We start from the raw sequence: 19,393 nt of genomic DNA on the forward strand, positions 1-19,393 counted from the left end.
GGGAATGAGGCACGGGGGTGGCCGGTTGGCACCAGGGTGAGCACCCAGACCCCCCGCCTGTCCGTCCTCGACCTCGTGCCCGTCCGCTCGGGCCAGTCCAGCACCCAGGCGGTGCGAGCGTCGCTCGACCTGGTCCGCCTCGCCGACCGGCTCGGCTTCGAGCGCTACTGGTTCGCCGAGCACCACAACATGCCCGCGGTCGCGGCCTCGACCCCGCCCGTGATGATCGCCGCGGCCGCGTCGGTGACGGACCGGATCCGCGTCGGCTCGGGCGGCGTCATGCTGCCCAACCACGCGCCGCTCGTCGTGGCCGAGCAGTTCGCGGCGCTCGAGGCGATCGCGCCGGGGCGGGTCGACCTGGGCCTCGGCCGCGCGCCCGGCTCGGACCCGGTCGTCACGCAGCTCCTGCGCATCACCGGCCCGACGGCCGACGTCGACCGCTTCCCCCAGCACGTCACGGACATCCTCGCGCTCATGAGCCCGCAGGGCGCGACGCTGCGCCTCACGAGCGGGCAGGTCTACGACGTGCACGCGACGCCCGCCGCGGACGGCACCCCGACGGTCTGGCTGCTCGGGTCGAGCGACTACTCCGCGCGCCTCGCGGCCGAGCTCGGCCTGCCGTACGTGTTCGCGAACCACTTCTCGGGCCAGGGCATCGACGAGATCCTCGCCCTGTACCGCGAGGGCTACCGCCCGAGCGAGGCGTTCCCCGAGCCCCGCACGTTCCTCACCCTCAACGCCGTCGTCGCGGAGACCGACGACGAGGCGCGCGCCCGGGCCCTCCCCCAGGCCCGCATGATGGCGCGCCTACGCACCGGGCAGGCGCTCACCGCGCTCGAGACCGTCGAGGAGGCGCAGGCCGCGCCGCTCGACGGCGCGGCCGGGCAGATGGTCGAGGACAGCCTGCGCCGCTGGGCCGTCGGCACGCCCGACGCCGCGGCGGCCGAGGTCCGTCGGCTCGCCGAGCGCCATGGCGTGGACGAGGTCATGGTCGTGCCCGTCGCCGCGTCCCGGGCGGACGAGGCGCTCGACGCGACGCCGGGCCGCGCGCGCACGCTCGAGCTCCTCGCGGGCGAGCTCGCCGTCTGACCCTCCCCGCCGAGCACGACGTTGCTGTCGCCATAGCGCCCGTCACGACAGCAAGGTCGTGCTCGACGCGGAGCGGCGTCGTGGTCGGCGGCGGCGTCGGGGCGGGGGCGCGGCGGCGTCGGTGGGAGGCGGTAGCGTCGCGCGCATGAGCACGAAGTACGACGACGCGTCCTGGCACTCCGGCGGCGAGGGCTACCCGCCCGAGGCCGGTCCCGAGGCGGGGGCGACGCACATCGGCATGTTCCTCGCGTGGGCGGTGCTCGCGGGGCACGCGTCCCCGGAGCTCGAGGAGGACTCCGCGGACGAGCTCGCGGCGCTGCGCGAGCGCACCGTCACGCCGGGCGCGTTCGTGCACGACTCGTGCGACGGCAAGCTCGTCGACCACGACCTCGACGACGTCGGCACCGCGTTCGCGAGCGCCTACTACGCGGGCGACGACGAGGACGAGGGCGACGCCGGCCTCTACCTCGAGGACTACGTGGACGCCGTGAGCCCCGGCGACGGGGAGCCCGAGGACGTGTACCGCGTCCCGGACACGTGGGAGACGTACGAGCTCGTCGCGCCGCTGATCGACGCGCGGTTCGCCCAGTGGGACGACGAGGGCCGCCCGGCGGTCCTGCGGCACCGCGCGTGACATGAGCGCCCCGACGCCCGTCACGCGCCTCGCCGCCGTCCTGCGCGCCGACAACCCCGGCCCCATGACGCTCGACGGCACGCGCTCGTACGTGCTGCGCGCGCCGGGCTCGGCGTCGTGCGTCGTCGTGGACCCGGGGCCCGACGACGCGACCCACCTCGACGCGCTCGCCGCCGCCGGGCCGGTCGAGCTCGTGCTCGTGACCCACCGCCACGCCGACCACACGGCCGGGTCCCCCGGCCTGCGCGCGCGCACCGGCGCCCCCGTGCGGGCCGCCGACCCGGACCACTGCCACGGCGGCGCGCCGCTGCGCGACGGCGAGGTGATCGAGGCCGCAGGCCTGCGGGTCGCGGTCCTCGCCACGCCCGGCCACACCGCCGACTCGGTCTGCCTCGTCCTGCCCGACGACGGCCCGGTCGCCTCGACCGACGACCGCGCCCGCCGCACGGCGGACCCGGGCCCGGCGGGCTCCGGCACCGCGGGCCCCGTCGCCGCGGGCTCCGGGACCGCGGCGGACGAGGGCGCGCGGGCGCCGTCGGGCACGACGATCCTCACGGGCGACACGGTGCTCGGGGCGGGGACGACGGTGATCGCGGCGCCCGACGGGTCCCTCGGCGCCTACCTCGCGAGCCTCGACGCGATCGAGGCCGTCTCGGGCGGCCTGGGACCGGTGGCCGGCCTCCCGGGCCACGGACCGGTCGTCGACGACCTCGCGGCACGCGTTCGCGCGTACCGGGAGCACCGTCACGACCGTCTCGCCCAGGTGCGGGCCGCGCTGACCACGCTCGGCCTTGCCCCGGACGCACCGGGCGCGGTCGACGAGATGGTCGCGCGGGTCTACGCCGACGTCGACCCCGCGGTGCGAGGAGCCGCCCGGCAGTCCGTCGCCGCGCAGCTCGCGTTCCTCGCCGGCCCAGACACCGACGCGGGCACCGGCACCAGCACCAGAACCAGAACCAGAACCAGAACGATCGCCGACATCGGAGCTGACGCGGCCGACGACACCCTCGGCGCCCCGAGCCGCGACGGCTGACTGTCGGTGCCACGGTGCACGATGACGGGATGATGACACCACGGCTCGGTATCGCGTTCGTGCCCACCCACGCACCCGAGAGCCTGCGGCGGCTCGCGACGACGGCGGAGGACGCCGGCCTCGACGACCTCTGGGTGTGGGAGGACTGCTTCAAGCAGTCTGGCCTCGCCTCGGCGGCCGCTGCCCTGGCGTGGACCGACCGCGTGCGCGTCAGCATCGGGCTCATGCCCGCCCCGCTGCGCAGCACGGCGATCACGGCGATGGAGGTGGCGACGCTCGCGCGGATGTTCCCCGGTCGCCTCGTCGCGGGGGTCGGGCACGGCGTCCAGGAGTGGATGGGGCAGGCGGGGGTGCGCGTCGCGTCGCCGCTGACGCTCCTGCGCGAGCACGCGACGGCGCTGCGCAGCCTGCTCGCGGGCGAGGAGGTCACGACGGACGGCCGGTACGTCACGCTCGACGCCGTCCGGCTCGACTGGCCGCCCACGGAGCCCGTCCCGCTGTGGCTGGGCGGGTCCGGGCCGCGGACGCTCGCGCTGGCCGGCGAGCTCGGCGACGGTCTCATCCTCACGAACGCGCTGACCCCCGACGACGTGCGGGGCGCGGCGGCCGTCGCGCGCGAGGGCGGCGCGGGCCCCGGGTTCGACGTCCACGCGACGCTCATCGCCGCGACGGGGCCGGACGCGCAGGCACGGGTCGACCGCGAGCTGCCGACGTGGGGCGCGGAGCCCGGTCGGGGCATCGGCGCCGCGGGCGACGCACAGGCGGTCGCGGCGGGCGTCCTGGCTCTCGCGGAGGCGGGCGCGACGGCCGTGGCGGTCCAGCCGACCGCGGACGAGCCCGACGTCGAGGCGTTCGTGCGCTTCCTCGGGCGAGAGGTCGCGCCGCTGCTCAGCTCCCGGTGACGCGCCCGGTGTCGCCCTCGGTGCCCGCGGCGCCGGGCCGCTGCCGCAGGCCGTGGACGAGGGCGACCACCGCGCACACCAGCGCGACGGCGCCGACGGCGAGCGCGAGGCGGACGGGGAAGTCGGCATAGAGGTCGGTCACCTCGCCGACCGGGAGGCCCCAGCCCGCCGCGGTCTCGCGCACTTCCGCCGCGAGCGCACCGATCCGTCCGGGCACCCGCGTCACGGCTGCGGAGACCCACCCGAGCAGCTCGAGGACGACGGAGGCCACGGAGTGGGCGCCGGACGCGAGGGGGATCACCGGTCCACCCTAGCGGAACCGGACAGCGCGGTCATATGCGGCACGGCGGGTATCGCCTCAGGTCAGCGGCTTGGCGAAGCACAGCGCGACGTGGTTGTCGCCGTCGTAGGGCGGGAAGTGCGCGACGGCACGGAAGCCGAGCGAGCGGTAGAGCGCGATGGCGCCGGGCTGGCGGATGCCCGTCTCGAGCAGGAGCGTGGAGACCCCGCGCTCACGCGCCGCCGTCTCCAGCCCGTCGAGGAGCCGGCGCGCGGTCCCCGTGCGGCGCGCGCTCTCGCGCACGAACACCTTCTTCACCTCGAGCGCGTCCTGCGGCGCGCCGGGCTCGGGCCGTCGCAGCGACGCGCACCCGAGCGCCTCGCCGTCCCGGTACGCGACGAGGGTGACCACGACGTCCGCTCCCAGGCGCGCGTCCACGGCCTCGAAGCCCCCGGCGGAGTCGAGGCCGCTGAAGAGCTCGGGGTACAGGACGGCCGACGACGTCTCGTGCATCTCGCGGCGCAGCGCTGCCGCGTCGGGGTCGTCCCACGGGACGGCTCGGAGCTCGACCGCCGCACCCCCGACGACCAGGCCGCCCGCCGCGGCGCCGGACCCCGACCTCGTGCCGTCCAGCGCAGCGCCCCGTGGTCCGGTGGCATCCGGCGCGGCGGTCCGCGCTCCGGCGGCATCCGACGCAGCGGCGGGCGACACGCGCAGGTCGAGCGCGAAGCAGCGCGAGAGCGGCTGCCCGGCGTAGTGGCCGTACGACTCGATCGGCACGTACCCGAGCGCGAGGTAGAGGTCGATGGACTCCGGCTGGAGCGTGCCCGTCTCGAGCACGAGCCGGTCGAGGCCCGCGGCGACCGCGCGCTCGTGCAGCGCGCGCATCGCGGTGCGGGCGTGCCCGCGGCCCCGGTGGGCCGGCTCGACGTGCAGGCGCTTCACCTCGCCGGTCCGCGCGGGGTGCGTACCGCCACGTCCGTCCGGCGTGCCGGAGACGTCGCGCAGCGCGACGAACGCGACGGCCTCGCCGTCCTCCCGGACCACGACGTTCGCGAGCGCCGCCTCGGGGGCGAACGTGCCGGCGTCGGGCTCGCCGTAGCGCACCGCGAGCTCCGCCTGCTGCCGCGACCGCAGCCGCTCGGCCGCGGCGTCGTCCGCCGGGACCGTCGCCACGGTGACGACCCCGGTCCCGGGGCGCCCGACGGCGTCGGGCAGGACGCGCGGGAGCGTCACGCGCGGACGAGCGCGCCCAGGACGGACGTGAAGAACCCGAGACCGTCGGTGCCGGCGCGCGGGCCGGCCTCGGCCGCCGGGCCGAAGCCGGGCTCGACGGCGTGCTCCGGGTGGGGCATGAGGCCGACGACGTTGCCTGCCGCGTTCGAGATGCCCGCGATGCCGCGGCGCGACCCGTTCGGGTTCCACCCGTCGTAGCGGAAGACGACGCGCCCCTCGGCCTCGAGCTCGTCGAGCGTCCGCTCGTCGGCGACGAACTGCCCGTCCTGGTTCTTCAGCGGGATCGTGATGCGCTGGCCGGCCGTGTAGTCGCGCGTCCAGGCGGTGTCGGCGTTCTCGACCACGAGGACCTGCTCGCGGCACACGAAGTGCAGGTGGTCGTTCTTGACCATCGACCCCGGGAGCAGGTGGGCCTCGGTGAGGATCTGGAAGCCGTTGCAGATGCCGAGCACGGGCATGCCGCCCTTCGCGGCGTCCACGATCGACTCCATGACCGGCGCGAAGCGGCTGATCGCGCCCGCGCGCAGGTAGTCGCCGTAGGAGAAGCCGCCGGGCAGGACGACCGCGTCCACGCCGTGGAGGTCGGCGTCGGCGTGCCAGAGCGACACTGCCTCGCCGCCCGCGAGACGCACCGCGCGCGCGGCGTCGCGGTCGTCGAGCGTGCCGGGGAAGGTGACGACGCCGACCGTGGCCGTCGCGAGAGCCGAGGCGGTCATCAGGCGAGACCCTGCGACGTGATCGTCGCGGCGGCGTCCGTCTCGATGTCGGCGACGCGCACGACGTCCTCGATGACGGGGTTCGACAGGAGCTTCACCGCGGCCTCCTCGGCGGCGGCGAGGACCTCCGGCGTCACCGGGCCCTCGACCTCGAGCTCGAACCGCTTGCCCTGGCGGACGGAGGTGAACTGGGTGAAGCCGAGGCGCGGCAGCGCCCCGACGACGGCCTTGCCCTGCGGGTCCAGGATCTCGGGCTTGGGCATGACCTCGACGACGACGCGTCCCACGGGGGCTCCTTGGCGAGAGTGTTGGGAGGGCCGGGGCTCCGGGATCCCGGCCACGTCACGGGCGTCGAGGACGCCCGGGGGGACGGGACGAGCGGGAGCCGACGGCGGGATTCCGCGCCCAGTCTAGCGGTCGCGCGCACCCGCCCGGTCGGGCGTCCGCACGGTGAGCGGGCGCGCTCAGCCGCCCGCGGTGCGGCGCCGGTCCGGGGTGCCCACGGGGATGTTGCCGTCGAGCACGTGCTTGCGCCAGGCCCGGTCGACGTGGGAGCGGCGGAACAGGAACCCGCTCACGAACGCGGCCGCGCACCAGACGGCGCCGAGCCAGAGGTCCGGCCGGGTGACGTCGTTCGAGAAGAGGACGTGGCCCAGGACGGGCCACCCGTAGAACACCGCCAGCGCGGTCCCCAGGCTGCCCAGGGTGGCGCGCCAGGGGTAGAGCGCCCCGTGGATGTCGTCGGCGACCCACCACCAGTACCGCGCGGGGAGCCGCAGGTCGAGCGACCGGTAGAGCAGCCAGCGCCCGAGCGGCGGGTGCTCGCGCCATCGCAGCGCCCACCCTGCGCGCACGAGCCCCCACGCCTCCCGGGCGCCGATGCCGCGGGGAGCGGCGCCGTCGTCCGGCTCGGGCGCCAGGTCGAGCAGGACGGCGAGCGCCTCGTCCCCGTGCAGGTCGCGCCAGCGCCGGGGGTAGGCGCGCAGCCAGAACCGCGCGGACCGCTCGTACCGGTCTGTGCCGCGCGCCCCGCGGGCAGGGCGGCCGGGCTGCGCGCCGTCGGCGGCGGCCCGTCGCCCGGTCACGCGCCGCTCCCGGCGAGACCGTCGGCGGCACCCCGACCGGCACCGCGGGTGAGCGATCGGCGCGCGCGCTCCGCGAGCTCGGCGAGGCGGAGGGTCTCGGCGCGGGCGGCGCGGCGCCCGTCGTCGGTCGCGCGGTAGTAGCGACGCATCCGGCCGTCGACGACCTCCTCGCCCGTCGGCTCGACGAGACCGGCCGCGACGAGACGGTCGAGGTTCCCGTAGAGGGTGCCCGCGCCGAGGCGGGTGCGGCCGTCGGAGAGGTCGCGCACCGACCGGATGACGGCGTAGCCGTGGAGCGGCTCCCCGCTGAGCGCGAGGAGCACGAGGTACGCCTGCTCCGTCATGCGGAACGGGGCCGAGGTGACCATGGTCGATATATATCGCCCGGCGACCTATGTGCGCAAGCGCTCGGCGCATGTCGGAGGGTGCGGCTAGGCTCGAACACGTGTTCGAGACGCACGCTCGAGCACGGTGCGAGGGCGGGGTCCTGCCCCTTCCCCGCCCTCGCACGACACCTCGCCGACGACGCACGGAGGCTCACCATGGAGGCACCAGCAGCACCCGTCCCGACGATCGACCGCGGCCGTTCACGACCCGCGCCGGCCACCGTGGCCCGCGTCCTCGCGCGCGACGGGACGTGCGTCTTCCCGGGCTGCCGCGTACCGGCGTTCCGCTGCGACCTCGACCACGTCGTCGCCCCGCGGCCGGTCACAGGCACAGGCACAGGCACAGGCACCGGTATGGACGACGACGCGGAGCCCGCGCACGGGGCCGACAACCTCGTCGCCCTGTGCCGCCACCACCGGGTCGTCCGCGCACGCGACGGCTGGCGCCCGGCGCTGCTCGCCGACGGGTCGGTCCGGTGGACCGCGCCGAGCGGGCACACCTACCTCCGACCCGGCACCCTGCGGACGGCGTGAGGCGTGAGGAGAGGCGTCAGGAGAGAAGCGTCAGGCGTCAGGCGAGCGTCGACCCGGTGAGCCGCTCGTACGCCTCGAGGTAGCGCGCGCGGGTACGCGCGACGACGTCGGCCGGGATCGACGGCGGCGGGGTGTCCGCGGCGCGGTCCCAGCCCGACGCGGGCGACGTGAGCCAGTCGCGCACGAACTGCTTGTCGAAGCTCGGCTGCGCGCGACCCGGCTCCCACTGGTCCGCGGGCCAGAAGCGCGACGAGTCGGGCGTGAGCACCTCGTCGCCGAGCACCGTCTCCCCCGTCGCCGGGTCCACACCGAACTCGAGCTTGGTGTCCGCGAGGATCACGCCGCGATCGCGCGCGATCTCCTCGGCGCGCGCGTACACGGCGAGCGTGAGGTCGCGCAGGCGGGTGGCGTCGTCGAGGCCGATCTGCTCGGCCACGACGTCGAAGGAGACGTTCTCGTCGTGCTCGCCCACAGCCGCCTTCGTCGCCGGCGTGAAGATCGGCTCGGGCAGGCGCGACCCGTCGACGAGGCCGTCGGGCAGCGGCACGCCGCACACCTCGCCGCCCGCGCGGTACTCCACGAGGCCGGAGCCCGTCAGGTACCCGCGGGCCACGCACTCGACCGGGAACATGTCGAGGCGGCGGCAGATCATCGCGCGGCCGGCAACGACGTCCGGCACGAGGCCGTCACCCGGCACCGCCGAGACGGCGGTCGAGACGACGTGGTTCGGCACGAGGTCGGCGAGCTGCTCGAACCACCACAGGCTGAGCTGCGTGAGCACGACGCCCTTGTCCGGGATACCGGGCGACAGCACGTGGTCGTAGGCGCTCACCCGGTCGCTCGCGACGACGAGGACGACGTCGCCCAGGGGGTGCACGCCCCCGACGGCCGGCAGGTCCGGCGTGTACAGGTCGCGCACCTTGCCGGAGTACGCGTGCGTCCAGCCGGGCAGGTCGAGCGCGGCCGTGTCGAAGGCGTCGGCCTCTCCGAGCGAGAGAGCCGAGCCGGGGTCCAGGGGTGGGTGCGTCACGGCCCCTAGTCTCGCACCGGCCCCGGCGAGGTTCGCCCACCGGTCCAGGAGCGCGCGACGTAGGGACGAAAAGTCGCTACTGTGCCTCCCAGGACGGCCGTGGGAGCGCTCTCCCGCCGTCAGGGGGCCGCACCGGAGCGACTCCTGCGGGGGCGCGTGCGCTGCTGTCCGGGCCTGCCGACGGCGGCGGGCCCCATCCGCACGGAGGAGGCAACGATGCACCACCGCACGATGCACCATCGCCTGACAGCGCTAGCGGCCGGGGTGGGGGTGGTCGTCGCGAGCGTGGGCCTCGCGACGACCGCGCACGCGGACGCTCTCGGTCCCGCGGGCGCGCCCCTGTCCGCACCGAGCCCGAGCCCGTCACCGACGACCGCGAGCCCCGCCGCCCCCGCCCCCGACGACCTGTCGGAAGGGCAGCTCCGCGCTCTCGAGCGCGACCTGGGGCTCGATGCTGCGGGCGTCGCCGACCGGCTCGCGCTCGACGCCGCGACGGCCACCGTCGAGCGCGCACTGAGCGACGGTCTCGGGACGGCGTACGCCGGCACGTGGGTCGACGCCGAGGCGGGCGCCCCCGTCGTCGCCGTGACCGACCCGGCGGCGGTCGCCGACGTCGAGGCGGCCGGTGCGACGGCCGTCGTCGTGGAGCACGGCCTGGCCGAGCTCGACGACGTCGCGGCCCGGCTCGACGCGACCACCACCCCCGACGCCGTCCAGGCCTGGTACGTCGACGTCACCACGAACGAGGTGGTCGTCGAGTCGCTCGACCCCGCGGCAGCGCAGGCGTTCGTCGCCGCGTCCGGCGTCGACCCCGCCGCGGTGCGCACCGAGGCCCTCGCGGCGCCGTACGAGCTCACGGCCGACGTGCGCGGCGGCGACCGCTACATCACCCGGGACCCGGGCGCGTCGTCGGGGTCGGCCTGCTCGATCGGCTTCGCCGTCCAGGGCGGCTTCGTCACGGCGGGGCACTGCGGCGCGGCGGGCAAGGAGGTGCTCACCGCGAGCTGGGCGCGGATGGGGACGGTCCAGGCGGCGTCGTTCCCCGGCCACGACTACGCGTGGGTGCGCGTCGACGCCGGGTTCTCCCCCGCCCCCCGGGTGAACAACTACGCGGGCGGCACCGTCGACGTCGCCGGCTCGGCCGAGGCGCCCGTGGGTGCGTCGGTGTGCCGCTCGGGCGCCACGACCGGCTGGCGCTGCGGCGTCATCGAGCAGAAGAACATCACCGTCAACTACGGCAACGGCGACGTTCCCGGCCTCGTGCGCGGCAGCGCGTGCGCGGAGGGCGGCGACTCGGGCGGCTCGGTGATCTCCGGCAACCAGGCGCAGGGCGTCACGTCGGGCCGCATCAACGACTGCTCGAACGGCGGCAAGTTCATCTACCAGCCCGTCAACCCGATCCTGTCGGCCTACGGCCTGTCGCTCGTGACCACGGGCGGCGGGTCGGGCAGCGCGCTCGTCGGGCTCGCGGGCAAGTGCATCGACGTCCCCGGGTCCGACTTCAGCGACGGCAAGCGCCTGCAGCTGTGGACGTGCAACGGGTCGAGCGCGCAGCGCTGGACGTTCGAGGCCGACGGCACCGTCCGCGCGGGCGGCAAGTGCATGGACGTCGCGTGGGCGGCCACGGCCGACGGCACGGCGCTCCAGCTCGCGAACTGCAGCGGCAACGCGGCCCAGAAGTTCGTGCTCAGCGGCGCGGGCGACCTCGTGTCGGTGCTGGCGAACAAGTGCGTCGACGTGCCGAGCAGCAACAGCGCCGACGGCACCAAGCTCCAGATCTGGACGTGCAACGGCACCGCGGCCCAGAAGTGGCGCCGCGCCTGACGCCTCGCCCCTGAGGTGCTGCGCACGGCACGGCGGTCGCTCCCCGCGGAGAACGACCGCCGTGCCGTGCTCGACGGCGGGGTCTCAGCCCGCGAGCGTGACCTCGCCCGCGGCGGCCCTCGCCGCGATGTCGGTGCGGTGGTGCGAGCCCGGGAGCACGATGCGGTCGACCGCCGCGTACGCCCGGCGCCGCGCCTCGGCGAGGTCCGCGCCGCGCGCCACGACCGACAGCACGCGGCCGCCCGAGGCGACCAGGCCGCCGTCGTCCGCGCGCGACGTGCCCGCGTGCAGCACGTGCACGCCCTCGACGCCCTCTGCCGCGTCGATCCCCGTGATCGGGTCGCCGCCACGGACGGCGCCCGGGTAGCCGTGCGCCGCGACGACGACGGTGACGGACGCGTCGTCGTGCCAGCGCAGCGGGCCGACCTCGGCGAGCCGCCCCTGGGCCGCCGCGAGCATGACCGCGGACAGCGGCGTCGCGAGGCGCGTGAGCACGGACTGCGTCTCGGGGTCGCCGAAGCGCGCGTTGAACTCGACGACGCGCGTGCCGCGGCTCGTCAGCGCGAGGCCCACGTAGAGCACGCCGACGAACGGGGTGCCGCGGCGCGCCATCTCGTCGATCGTCGGCTGCGCGACGCGCGTGACGACCTCCTCGACCAGGCCCTCGGGCGCCCACGGCAGCGGGCTGTACGCGCCCATGCCGCCCGTGTTCGGGCCCGCGTCGGCGTCGAACGCGCGCTTGAAGTCCTGAGCGGGCGCGAGCGGCACGACCGTCGCGCCGTCGCTCACGCAGAAGAGGGAGACCTCGGGACCGTCGAGGTACTCCTCGACGACGACGCACGGGTCCTCGGGCGTGCCGTCCGCCGCGCGGCGGGGCGTCGCGAAGCACGCGGCGGCGTGCTCGAGCGCGGCCTGGCGGTCCTCCGTGACGACGACGCCCTTGCCCGCGGCCAGGCCGTCGTCCTTGATGACGTAGGGCGCGCCGAACGCGTCGACGGCGGCCGCGACCTCGTCGACGTCGGTGCACACGTGCGCGAGCGCCGTGGGGACCGACGCGGCGGCCATGACGTCCTTCGCGAACGCCTTGGACCCCTCGAGCCGCGCGGCCTCGGCGCTCGGCCCGAACACGGGGACGCCGGCCTCGCGCACCGCGTCCCCGACGCCGGCGACGAGCGGCGCCTCCGGGCCGACGACGACGAGTTCGACGCCCAGGTCCGTCGCGAGCGCGGCCACCGCGGCGCCGTCGTTCTGGTCCACCGCGTGCAGCGTCGCGAGGTCCCCGATGCCCGGGTTCCCCGGGGCGGCGTGCAGCTCGTGGCGCTCCGCGCCCGGGCGGTCGGCCTCGTGCGCGAGGGCGTGGACGATGGCGTGCTCGCGGGCACCGGTCCCGACGACGAGGATCTTCACGGGCGCCGAGTCTACCGAGACGGCCCGGACGCCCCGCGGGGCGTCCGGGCCGTGGTCGGCTGGCGTCGTCGGCTCAGTGGATGAGGTCGTGGCGCGGGATGATCGCGTCGCGGCTCGGGCCGACGCCGATCGCGGAGATCCGCGTGCCCGACATCTCCTCCAGCGCGTGCACGTAGCGCTGCGCGTTGACCGGCAGGTCGTCGAACGTGCGGGCGCCGGAGATGTCCTCCCACCAGCCGTCGAGCTCCTCGTAGATCGGCTTCGCGTGGTGGAACGCCGTCTGGTCGAGCGGCATCTCGTCGTACCGGACGCCGTCGACGTCGTACGCGACGCAGACCGGCACCTTCTCGAAGCCGGTGAGGATGTCGAGCTTGGTGAGCACCATGTCGGTGATGCCGTTGACGCGGGTCGCGTAGCGAGCGATGACCGAGTCGTACCAGCCGCAGCGGCGCGCGCGACCCGTCGTGACGCCGTACTCGCCGCCCTGCTTGAGCAGGTACTCGCCGTTCGCGTCGAACAGCTCGGTCGGGAACGGGCCCTCGCCCACGCGCGTCGTGTACGCCTTGATGACGCCGATCACGGAGCTGATGCGCGTCGGCCCGACGCCCGAGCCCGTGAGCGCGCCGCCCGCGGTCGCGTTGGACGACGTGACGAACGGGTACGTCCCGTGGTCGACGTCGAGCATCGTGGCCTGCCCGCCCTCGAAGAGGACGTTCTTGCCCGCGTCGAGCGCCTTGTTCAGCTCGAGCGCCGTGTCCGCGACCATCGGCTTGAGCCGGTCGGCGTACTGCAGCAGCTCGGCCACGGTCTCGTCCACCGTGATGGCGCGGCGGTTGTAGACCTTCACCAGCAGGTGGTTCTTCTGGTCGAGCGAGCCCTCGATCTTCTCCGCGAGGATCTTCTCGTCGAACAGGTCCCAGATGCGGATGCCGACGCGGTTGATCTTGTCCGCGTACGCCGGCCCGATGCCGCGGCCCGTCGTGCCGATGCGACGCTTGCCGAGGAACCGCTCGCTCACCTTGTCGATCGTGCGGTGGTAGCCGGCGATGACGTGCGCGGAGCCCGAGACGAGCAGGCGCGAGACGTCGACGCCGCGCGAGATCAGGTCGTCGAGCTCCTGGAACAGCACCTCGATGTCGACGACGACACCGTTCGCGATGACCGGCGTGACCCCCGGGGACAGGATGCCCGACGGCAGCAGGTGGAGCGCGTACTTCTCGTCCCCGATGACGACCGTGTGGCCGGCGTTGTTGCCGCCGTTGAACTTGACCACGTAGTCGACCCGGGACCCGAGGAGGTCGGTCGCCTTGCCCTTGCCCTCATCGCCCCACTGGGCACCGACGAGCACCACGCCTGGCATGGAATCCCCACTTTCGCGCTGCCTGTTCCTCGGGCCGGTCATGGTCGTGGGCGCGCACCGGCGTCCGGAGCGGAGCGGGCACGGCGTGCCCGACGGCGCCGGGCCCGCGGGCCCGAGGCGTCACCCGGGCGGCAGAGACCCGGGGACCGGCGCCGAGTTTACCGGTCGGATGACGGAAATTGACCTTCGAGGCGTCTATCGACCGCGTCACGCCCGGGATGGGCAGAATGGCCTCATGAGCGACACCCACCCGAACCTCCTCGACGGCCCCGCACCCGTCCGCCTGCCCGACGACTACGCGCACGTCCGCGACGCCATCGCGGCCGACGGCGACCCGTACGAGATCGCGGGCCGCTCGCCCGCGAGCTCGCTCGCGTGGGCCTACCTCGCCGAGGACTTCCTCCACGAGAACGGCTCGCGCGGCGCGGTGACGGCCTACGCGTTCGCGCGCACCGGCTACCACCGCGGGCTGGACTCCCTGCGGCGCGCCGGCTGGCGCGGCCAGGGACCGATCCCGGCCGACCACGTGCCGAACCAGGGCTTCCTGCGCGCGCTCCTGGCCCTCGCCGAGTGCGCCGCGTACCTCGGCGAGGTCGAGGAGGCGGAGCGCTGCGAGCAGTTCCTGCGCGACTCCGGGACCTCGGCCGACGAGGTGCGCGCGCTGCGCTGACCGGCCGCGCGTCCGCCCGGCGACCACCGGGTGGGCGCGCGACGCACCCGGGCGGCGTCTAGAGTCGTGGGCATGATCGAGATCGCCACGTCCCCCGCGACGACGACCCTCGTCATCGCCGGAGACCTCGATCTCGCCGAGCGCGACCAGTTCCCGGAGATCGCTGCACGCGTCGTCGGGCTGCGCCGTCAGCTCCTCGTCATCGACATGTGCCGCGTGACGTTCATGGACTCCACCGGCGCGGCGTTCCTCATCTCGCTCGCCGACGCCGGTCGCAAGCGCGGCGGTGCGACGGTGCTGCGCGGCTGCGACGACCGGGACCTGTTCGTTCTCGAGGTGTGCGGCGCGCTCGAGCTGTTCCGCATCGACAACGACCACCGCTGCGAGCCCGCGACGCCCCCGTCCGGCTTCGCCAAGGTCGAGCCCCCGGCCTGACGCCCGCGGGGCGTCCTAGCGCCCCGAGGGTCGCAGGGTTGCCCACACGAGCTTGCCCGACGCCGTCGGGCGCCACCCCCAGTCGGCGAGCCGCTCGACGATCTGCATGCCGAAGCCGCCCATGCGGTTCGGGTGCCCGTCCGTGGGGACGGGGGGCGCCGGGTTGGAGTCCTCGACCTCGACGCGGATGCCGTCGCCCGTGTCGAACAGGCGCAGCGCGAGGTGGCCCCACCCGTGCAGCACGCCGTTCGCGACGAGCTCCGAGACGACGAGCTCCGCGTTGGCGCTCTCCCGCACGCCCCACGCCTGGCACGTGCGCACGACGGCGTGCCGCGCACGCCCGATCGACGCCGGCTCGCTCGGCAGGAGCCAGCGGCGGCTGCGCGGGCTGAGCACGACGGCGGACGCGTCCCGCTGCGGGTCGGGGATGCGCACGACGACGAGCGCGACGTCGTCCTCGGGGGCGTCGGCCAGGCGCGACAGCAGCTCCTCGCCCACGCCCGCGGCGTCGACGGCCGTGACCGCCTCGGACGCCGCGACGAGCGCCTCGAGCCCGACCCGCAGGGCGCGGTCGCGGCGCTCGATGAGGCCGTCGGTGTAGAAGACGAGCGTGTCGCCCGGCAGGAGCGTCGCGACGCCCGTCGAGCGGCTGCGGCCGCCGAAGCCGACGAGCGCTCCCCCGGCGTCGTCGAGCTGCGTCACGGTGCCGTCGCGCAGCAGGAGCGGCGGCAGGTGGCCGGCGCGCGAGTACTCGATCCGCCACGTGTCCTCGGGCTGCGCGGCGTCCGGCTGCGTGAGCGCCGCGTACACGAGGCTCGCGGAGCGCGGGATGCGCATGCCCTGGACGAGCTGGTCGACGCGCTCGAGCACGGGGCCGGGCGTCGTGAGCTCGTACGCGTACGAGCGCACCACCGAGCGCAGCTGGCCCATCGCGGCCGCGGCCTCGACGTCGTGCCCCACGACGTCGCCGATGACGAGGCCGACGACGTCCGGCGCGATCTGCAGGACGTCGTACCAGTCGCCGCCCACCTGGGCGTGCTCGGAGTTCGGCGCGTAGTACGTCCACACGTCGAGGCCCGTGACGTCGGCCTGCTCGGGGAGCATCGCGCGCTGGAGCGTCTCGGCGAGGCGGTGCTCGCGCGCGTACAGGCGCACGTTGTCGATCGCGGTGCCGGCGCGGCGGGCGATGACCTGCAGCAGCGTGCGCACGCCCTCGCGGGCCTCCGCGTCGGTGCCGAACCCCTGCGGCGGCGTGTCGGGCAGGTCTCCCGTGACGAGCAGGCCGAGGATGCGTCGGCGCCCCGGGACGGCGGACACCGTCACGGACCCCGGCCGCCGGGGCAGCCCGGAGAGCCGGTGGTGGAGGTCGCGCTGGAGCCAGCCCGAGGCGGACCACTGCGGGTACGTGGCGGAGAGGTCGAGCGTCACCGGCCCCTCGATGCGCCCGTCGAGCACGTCCTGGACGCGGTCGGGCACGTCCACGCGGACGCGCGGCACCGAGCCGGTGACGGAGGCCGAGTCGCCGAGCGCGTCGGTCGCGTGCACGCCCGGGGCCAGGGGCAGGACGCCGGGCGTGTAGCGGCCGTGCCGCTGGCCGCGCCCGCTCGGGGGCGCCGCCGTGTCGACGCCCTCCGCGTACCGCAGCCCGTCGTCGTTGAGGTAGAAGCCCGCCCAGTCGACGACGTACCCAGCGAGCAGCGCCGTGATGTCGCGCAACGCGTACGGCTGGTCGAGGTCAGCGAGGAGGTCGGAGCTGCGGGAGACGACGTCGAGCACCGCGCGCTCGCGCCGCTCGAGCGCGAGCGACGCGACCTGGGCCGCGTACCGGTCGAGGTGCTCGGAGACGTCGACCTGCGCACCGACCCAGTGGGTCACCGTGCCGTCCGGGCCGGTGAGGGGCGCGAGCGAGAGCTGCGTCCACACCGCGACCCCGTCGCGCCGGAAGGTGCGCACGGTGTAGGTGAGCTCGCGCTCGTCAGCCACGGCGGCGCGGAGCTGCTGGGCGTCGACGGGGTTCGCGAGGAGCGACTCGAGGACCTGGGGGCTGCGGCCGAGCACCTCGGCGGCGGTGAACCCGGTCTGCCGCTCGAACGCGCGGTTGACCCAGACGATCGGCATCTCCGCCGACCGCGGGCCCGTGACGAACATCGCGACCCCGGTGGCGTCCATCGCGCGTGTGCACAGCTCCTGGACGTGCGCGGGCAGGTCGGTGCCGAGCCCCGGCGAGCTGCCCATCGTCACCTCCGACGGTCCGAGCGTCGATCGTCTGGAAACGGACGCCACGGTCGCGTTACTGTCCCGACTGGACATTCAACCGTAGATTGGTGCTTCCCGAGACCGGAACCGGTCCGGACCACGCCAGAGAGGAGCGCCGGTGCGCGAAGGTACACCCCCGGCCGCAGACCGCCCGGTCGGCGTCGCCGGCGACCCCGCAGGAGCGGGCGACCCCGCGAGCGTGCACGTCATCGTGGGCACGACGCGAGCCCGCATCGTGCTCTCGGGCGAGATCGACGCCGACCTCGGCGCCGACCTCCAGGAGGCGACCGCCGCGGCGGAGGACTCCGGCCTGCCCGTCGAGATCGACGCCCACCACGTGACCTTCATGGACTCGTCCGGTGTGGCGTTCCTCGCACGTCTCGCGTCGCGCGGCCCGCACCGCGTGCGCGTCCTCCGCGCCCCGCCCACGGTCCGGTTCCTGCTCGAGGTGACCCGCATCGGCGAGCTGCTCGACATCGTCGACGTGGACCCCGGCTTCGACCTCGACGAGCCTCCCGGCAACGGCGCGGGCACCACCGACTGATTCCCGTGGCCGCCGGACGCCCGTCGTCGGGCGCGCCCGCGGCCGCAGCACGACGAAGGCCCCCGGTCCTCACGGACCGGGGGCCTTCGTGCGACGCGGGCCCGGAGCGGACGCCGGGCCGTGCGGCGTCAGCGGATCTTGTTGCCCGCGGAGCGCAGCTGCTGCGACGCCTCGATGATGCGCGCGGCCATGCCGGCCTCGGCCAGCTTGCCCCAGGCGCGCGGGTCGTAGGCCTTCTTGTTGCCGACCTCGCCGTCGATCTTCAGGACGCCGTCGTAGTTCGAGAACATGTGCCCGACGACGGGGCGCGTGAACGCGTACTGCGTGTCGGTGTCGATGTTCATCTTGATGACGCCGAAGTCCACCGCCGCCGAGATCTCCTCGGCCGTGGAGCCGGAGCCGCCGTGGAAGACCAGGTCGAACGGGTTCTCCTTGCCGACCTTCGCGCCGACGGCCTCCTGGATCTCCTTGAGGATCTCCGGGCGGAGCTTGACCGCACCCGGCTTGTACACGCCGTGCACGTTGCCGAACGTGAGGGCCGTCAGGTAGCGGCCCTTCTCGCCCGTGCCGAGCGCCTCGATCGTCGCGAGGCCGTCCTCGACCGTCGTGTAGAGCTTCTCGTTGATCTCGGCCTCGTGGCCGTCCTCCTCGCCGCCGACGACGCCGACCTCGATCTCGAGGATCGTGCGCGCCGCCTGCGAGAGCTCGAGCAGCTCGGCCGCGATGGTGAGGTTCTCGTCCAGGGGGACGTCCGAGCCGTCGTACATGTGCGACTGGAACGTCGGCAGGCCGCCGTTCTTCACCTGCTCGGCCTCGATGGCCAGGAGCGGGCGGACCCAGGAGTCGAGGTTCTTCTTGACGCAGTGGTCGGTGTGGATCGCGATCTGCACCGGGTAGTTCTTCGCGACCTCGCGCGCGTACGCCGCGAGCGCGAGCGAACCGGCGATGCGGTCCTTGACCGTCGAACCCGAGCCGTACTCGGCGCCGCCCACGGAGACCTGGATGATGCCGTCGGACTCGGCCTCGGCAAAGCCCTGGAGCGCGGCGGTGATGGTCTGCGACGAGGTGATGTTGACGGCCGGGTAGGCGAACGAGCCTGCCTTCGCCCGGTCGATCATCTCGGCGTAGACCTCGGGGGTTGCGATGGGCATGCGGAGCTCCTGTGGAGTCGTGCGGGGTGGACTGTCAGGTCAAAGTCTGGCATGGATGACAGCGCGAGGTCAGGGCCGTTCGACCTGTGGTCCCCCGATGACCACGCCTCTACCTCGGCGACCCCGTCGGCCCCAGGTGCTGCGCCGCCCACGCGTGCAGGGCGATCGCGCCGGCGGCGCCGGCGTTGATCGACCGGGTCGACCCGTGCTGCGTGATGTGGAGCACCGCGCGGCACGCCTCGACCGCCTCGGGCGTCAGCCCGGCCGACTCCTGGCCGAGGAGCAGCACGCACGACGCGGGCAGCGCGTAGCCCTCGATCGGCACCGACCCCGGGACGTTGTCGACCCCGAGGAGCGGCAGCCCCTCCCCCGCCGCCCAGACCGCGAGGTCCGCCACCGACGCATGGTGGTGGACGTGCAGGTAGCGGTCGGTGACCATGGCGCCGCGGCGGTTCCACCGCCGTCGCCCCACGACGTGCACCCCGGCCGCGTTGAACGCGTTGGCGGTGCGGACGACGGAGCCGATGTTCAGGTCGTGCGCCCAGTTCTCGATCGCGACGTGGAGCCGACGGGCCGGGTCGCGGCGCGCGTCGAGGTCGGCGACGACGGCCTCGACCGTCCAGTACCGGTAGGCGTCGACGACGTTGCGGCGGTCGCCGTGCGCGAGCAGCTCGGGGTCGTACCGGGGGTCGAGCCGCGTCGCCCCGGGCGGTCCGGCGGGGTCCGGGACGCGGGGCCACGCCTCCGGGCCGCCGGGCCACGGGCCGACGCCGACCTCGCGCTCGTCCGCCTCCCGCTCGCCCGCGCTGCTCGCCATGGCG

General features: G+C 74.9%; 21 protein-coding genes. 9 read left to right on the forward strand and 12 right to left on the reverse strand.

Translation table 11 applies throughout. The annotated features are described in order from the left end of the window. Nucleotides 1-36 precede the first annotated feature (36 nt). From MT994_RS07710 to MT994_RS07725, 4 genes are all read left to right on the forward strand, one after another. Nucleotides 37-1,089 (forward strand): LLM class flavin-dependent oxidoreductase, encoded by a 1,053-nt coding sequence (locus tag MT994_RS07710; RefSeq protein WP_061267132.1) that lies wholly within the window; start codon nt 37-39, stop codon nt 1,087-1,089. Nucleotides 1,090-1,234: 145 nt separating this feature from the next. After that, a complete protein-coding gene (locus MT994_RS07715) occupies nt 1,235-1,723 on the forward strand; it encodes a hypothetical protein (RefSeq protein WP_251176440.1) in 489 nt (162 codons plus the stop codon). A gap of 1 nt (nt 1,724) precedes the next feature. Further along, nucleotides 1,725-2,756 (forward strand): MBL fold metallo-hydrolase, encoded by a 1,032-nt coding sequence (locus MT994_RS07720; protein ID WP_354805790.1) that lies wholly within the window; start codon nt 1,725-1,727, stop codon nt 2,754-2,756. Between the two features lie 29 nt (nt 2,757-2,785). Continuing rightward, a complete protein-coding gene (locus MT994_RS07725) occupies nt 2,786-3,658 on the forward strand; it encodes an LLM class flavin-dependent oxidoreductase (RefSeq protein WP_354805791.1) in 873 nt (290 codons plus the stop codon). Here MT994_RS07725 and MT994_RS07730 read toward each other — a convergent pair. The 6 genes from MT994_RS07730 to MT994_RS07755 form a co-directional block, all read right to left on the reverse strand. Then, a complete protein-coding gene (locus tag MT994_RS07730; protein ID WP_076403636.1) occupies nt 3,645-3,959 on the reverse strand; it encodes a hypothetical protein in 315 nt (104 codons plus the stop codon). The genes MT994_RS07725 and MT994_RS07730 overlap by 14 nt on opposite strands. Nucleotides 3,960-4,016: 57 nt before the next feature. Then, nucleotides 4,017-5,174 (reverse strand): GNAT family N-acetyltransferase, encoded by a 1,158-nt coding sequence (locus tag MT994_RS07735; protein ID WP_354805792.1) that lies wholly within the window; start codon nt 5,172-5,174, stop codon nt 4,017-4,019. Further along, complete coding sequence (gene purQ / locus MT994_RS07740) at nt 5,171-5,890, reverse strand: phosphoribosylformylglycinamidine synthase subunit PurQ (protein WP_034654359.1); 720 nt, start codon at nt 5,888-5,890, stop codon at nt 5,171-5,173. The genes MT994_RS07735 and purQ overlap by 4 nt, the downstream gene beginning before the upstream one ends. Beyond that, nucleotides 5,890-6,177: a phosphoribosylformylglycinamidine synthase subunit PurS gene (gene purS, locus MT994_RS07745; RefSeq protein ID WP_021483374.1), complete on the reverse strand. Its 288-nt coding sequence runs from the start codon at nt 6,175-6,177 to the stop codon at nt 5,890-5,892. Before purS ends, purQ begins: the two co-directional genes overlap by 1 nt. A 177-nt stretch (nt 6,178-6,354) precedes the next feature. Next, nucleotides 6,355-6,975: a hypothetical protein gene (locus MT994_RS07750; RefSeq protein WP_354805794.1), complete on the reverse strand. Its 621-nt coding sequence runs from the start codon at nt 6,973-6,975 to the stop codon at nt 6,355-6,357. Next, nucleotides 6,972-7,343 (reverse strand): PadR family transcriptional regulator, encoded by a 372-nt coding sequence (locus MT994_RS07755; protein WP_354805795.1) that lies wholly within the window; start codon nt 7,341-7,343, stop codon nt 6,972-6,974. The genes MT994_RS07750 and MT994_RS07755 overlap by 4 nt, the downstream gene beginning before the upstream one ends. A gap of 372 nt (nt 7,344-7,715) precedes the next feature. Between MT994_RS07755 and MT994_RS07760 the strand changes: the two genes are divergently transcribed. Further along, nucleotides 7,716-7,895: a hypothetical protein gene (locus MT994_RS07760; protein ID WP_194521875.1), complete on the forward strand. Its 180-nt coding sequence runs from the start codon at nt 7,716-7,718 to the stop codon at nt 7,893-7,895. A gap of 37 nt (nt 7,896-7,932) precedes the next feature. On the opposite strand, the gene MT994_RS07765 is transcribed toward MT994_RS07760, so the two are convergent. Beyond that, nucleotides 7,933-8,847, reverse strand: coding sequence for a phosphoribosylaminoimidazolesuccinocarboxamide synthase (locus tag MT994_RS07765; RefSeq protein ID WP_240949215.1), 915 nt, complete (start codon nt 8,845-8,847; stop codon nt 7,933-7,935). Nucleotides 8,848-9,141: 294 nt separating this feature from the next. Between MT994_RS07765 and MT994_RS07770 the strand changes: the two genes are divergently transcribed. Next, entirely contained in the window at nt 9,142-10,749 is a 1,608-nt protein-coding gene (locus MT994_RS07770; RefSeq protein ID WP_354805797.1) for a ricin-type beta-trefoil lectin domain protein, read from the forward strand. An 84-nt stretch (nt 10,750-10,833) separates the two neighbouring features. On the opposite strand, the gene purD is transcribed toward MT994_RS07770, so the two are convergent. Both purD and MT994_RS07780 read right to left on the reverse strand, forming a co-directional pair. Continuing rightward, nucleotides 10,834-12,156 (reverse strand): phosphoribosylamine--glycine ligase, encoded by a 1,323-nt coding sequence (purD, locus tag MT994_RS07775; protein WP_308820904.1) that lies wholly within the window; start codon nt 12,154-12,156, stop codon nt 10,834-10,836. A 73-nt stretch (nt 12,157-12,229) separates the two neighbouring features. After that, on the reverse strand, nt 12,230-13,516 hold the full coding sequence (locus MT994_RS07780) for an adenylosuccinate synthase (protein ID WP_021482868.1): 1,287 nt from the start codon (nt 13,514-13,516) through the stop codon (nt 12,230-12,232). 235 nt (nt 13,517-13,751) lie between these two features. On the opposite strand from MT994_RS07780, the gene MT994_RS07785 reads away from it, so the two are divergent. Beyond that, a complete protein-coding gene (locus tag MT994_RS07785; RefSeq protein ID WP_043653884.1) occupies nt 13,752-14,186 on the forward strand; it encodes a DUF3151 domain-containing protein in 435 nt (144 codons plus the stop codon). 72 nt (nt 14,187-14,258) lie between these two features. After that, nucleotides 14,259-14,621 carry an STAS domain-containing protein gene (locus MT994_RS07790; protein ID WP_043653881.1) on the forward strand — a complete coding sequence of 121 codons (363 nt, stop codon included), beginning with the start codon at nt 14,259-14,261 and terminating at the stop codon, nt 14,619-14,621. Nucleotides 14,622-14,636: 15 nt separating this feature from the next. Here the strand turns inward: MT994_RS07790 and MT994_RS07795 are convergent, their stop codons facing one another. Further along, a complete protein-coding gene (locus MT994_RS07795; RefSeq protein WP_061267141.1) occupies nt 14,637-16,856 on the reverse strand; it encodes a SpoIIE family protein phosphatase in 2,220 nt (739 codons plus the stop codon). Nucleotides 16,857-17,076: 220 nt separating this feature from the next. On the opposite strand from MT994_RS07795, the gene MT994_RS07800 reads away from it, so the two are divergent. Continuing rightward, nucleotides 17,077-17,421: an STAS domain-containing protein gene (locus MT994_RS07800; protein WP_085951315.1), complete on the forward strand. Its 345-nt coding sequence runs from the start codon at nt 17,077-17,079 to the stop codon at nt 17,419-17,421. 128 nt (nt 17,422-17,549) lie between these two features. Here the strand turns inward: MT994_RS07800 and fbaA are convergent, their stop codons facing one another. Continuing rightward, nucleotides 17,550-18,572, reverse strand: a complete 1,023-nt coding sequence (fbaA, locus tag MT994_RS07805; protein WP_021482032.1) for a class II fructose-bisphosphate aldolase — start codon at nt 18,570-18,572, stop codon at nt 17,550-17,552. Nucleotides 18,573-18,681: 109 nt separating this feature from the next. Next, nucleotides 18,682-19,389, reverse strand: a complete 708-nt coding sequence (locus tag MT994_RS07810) for an RNA methyltransferase (protein ID WP_128957622.1) — start codon at nt 19,387-19,389, stop codon at nt 18,682-18,684. Nucleotides 19,390-19,393 lie beyond the last annotated feature (4 nt).

Source organism: Cellulosimicrobium sp. MI9406 (assembly GCF_040595865.1).
GTDB lineage: Bacteria > Actinomycetota > Actinomycetes > Actinomycetales > Cellulomonadaceae > Cellulosimicrobium > Cellulosimicrobium funkei.

What these genes read in the sequence shown, in the direction of transcription:
- MT994_RS07715 (WP_251176440.1), top strand. Translation starts at nt 1,235, where the DNA reads ATGAGCACGAAGTACGACGACGCGTCCTGGCACTCCGGCGGCGAGGGC.
- MT994_RS07720 (WP_354805790.1), top strand. Translation starts at nt 1,725, where the DNA reads ATGAGCGCCCCGACGCCCGTCACGCGCCTCGCCGCCGTCCTGCGCGCC.
- MT994_RS07725 (WP_354805791.1), top strand. Translation starts at nt 2,786, where the DNA reads ATGATGACACCACGGCTCGGTATCGCGTTCGTGCCCACCCACGCACCC.
- purQ (WP_034654359.1), bottom strand. Translation starts at nt 5,890, where the DNA reads ATGACCGCCTCGGCTCTCGCGACGGCCACGGTCGGCGTCGTCACCTTC.
- MT994_RS07755 (WP_354805795.1), bottom strand. Translation starts at nt 7,343, where the DNA reads ATGGTCACCTCGGCCCCGTTCCGCATGACGGAGCAGGCGTACCTCGTG.
- MT994_RS07760 (WP_194521875.1), top strand. Translation starts at nt 7,716, where the DNA reads ATGGACGACGACGCGGAGCCCGCGCACGGGGCCGACAACCTCGTCGCC.
- MT994_RS07770 (WP_354805797.1), top strand. Translation starts at nt 9,142, where the DNA reads ATGCACCACCGCACGATGCACCATCGCCTGACAGCGCTAGCGGCCGGG.
- MT994_RS07780 (WP_021482868.1), bottom strand. Translation starts at nt 13,516, where the DNA reads ATGCCAGGCGTGGTGCTCGTCGGTGCCCAGTGGGGCGATGAGGGCAAG.
- MT994_RS07785 (WP_043653884.1), top strand. Translation starts at nt 13,752, where the DNA reads ATGAGCGACACCCACCCGAACCTCCTCGACGGCCCCGCACCCGTCCGC.
- MT994_RS07790 (WP_043653881.1), top strand. Translation starts at nt 14,259, where the DNA reads ATGATCGAGATCGCCACGTCCCCCGCGACGACGACCCTCGTCATCGCC.
- MT994_RS07795 (WP_061267141.1), bottom strand. Translation starts at nt 16,856, where the DNA reads ATGGGCAGCTCGCCGGGGCTCGGCACCGACCTGCCCGCGCACGTCCAG.
- fbaA (WP_021482032.1), bottom strand. Translation starts at nt 18,572, where the DNA reads ATGCCCATCGCAACCCCCGAGGTCTACGCCGAGATGATCGACCGGGCG.
- MT994_RS07810 (WP_128957622.1), bottom strand. Translation starts at nt 19,389, where the DNA reads ATGGCGAGCAGCGCGGGCGAGCGGGAGGCGGACGAGCGCGAGGTCGGC.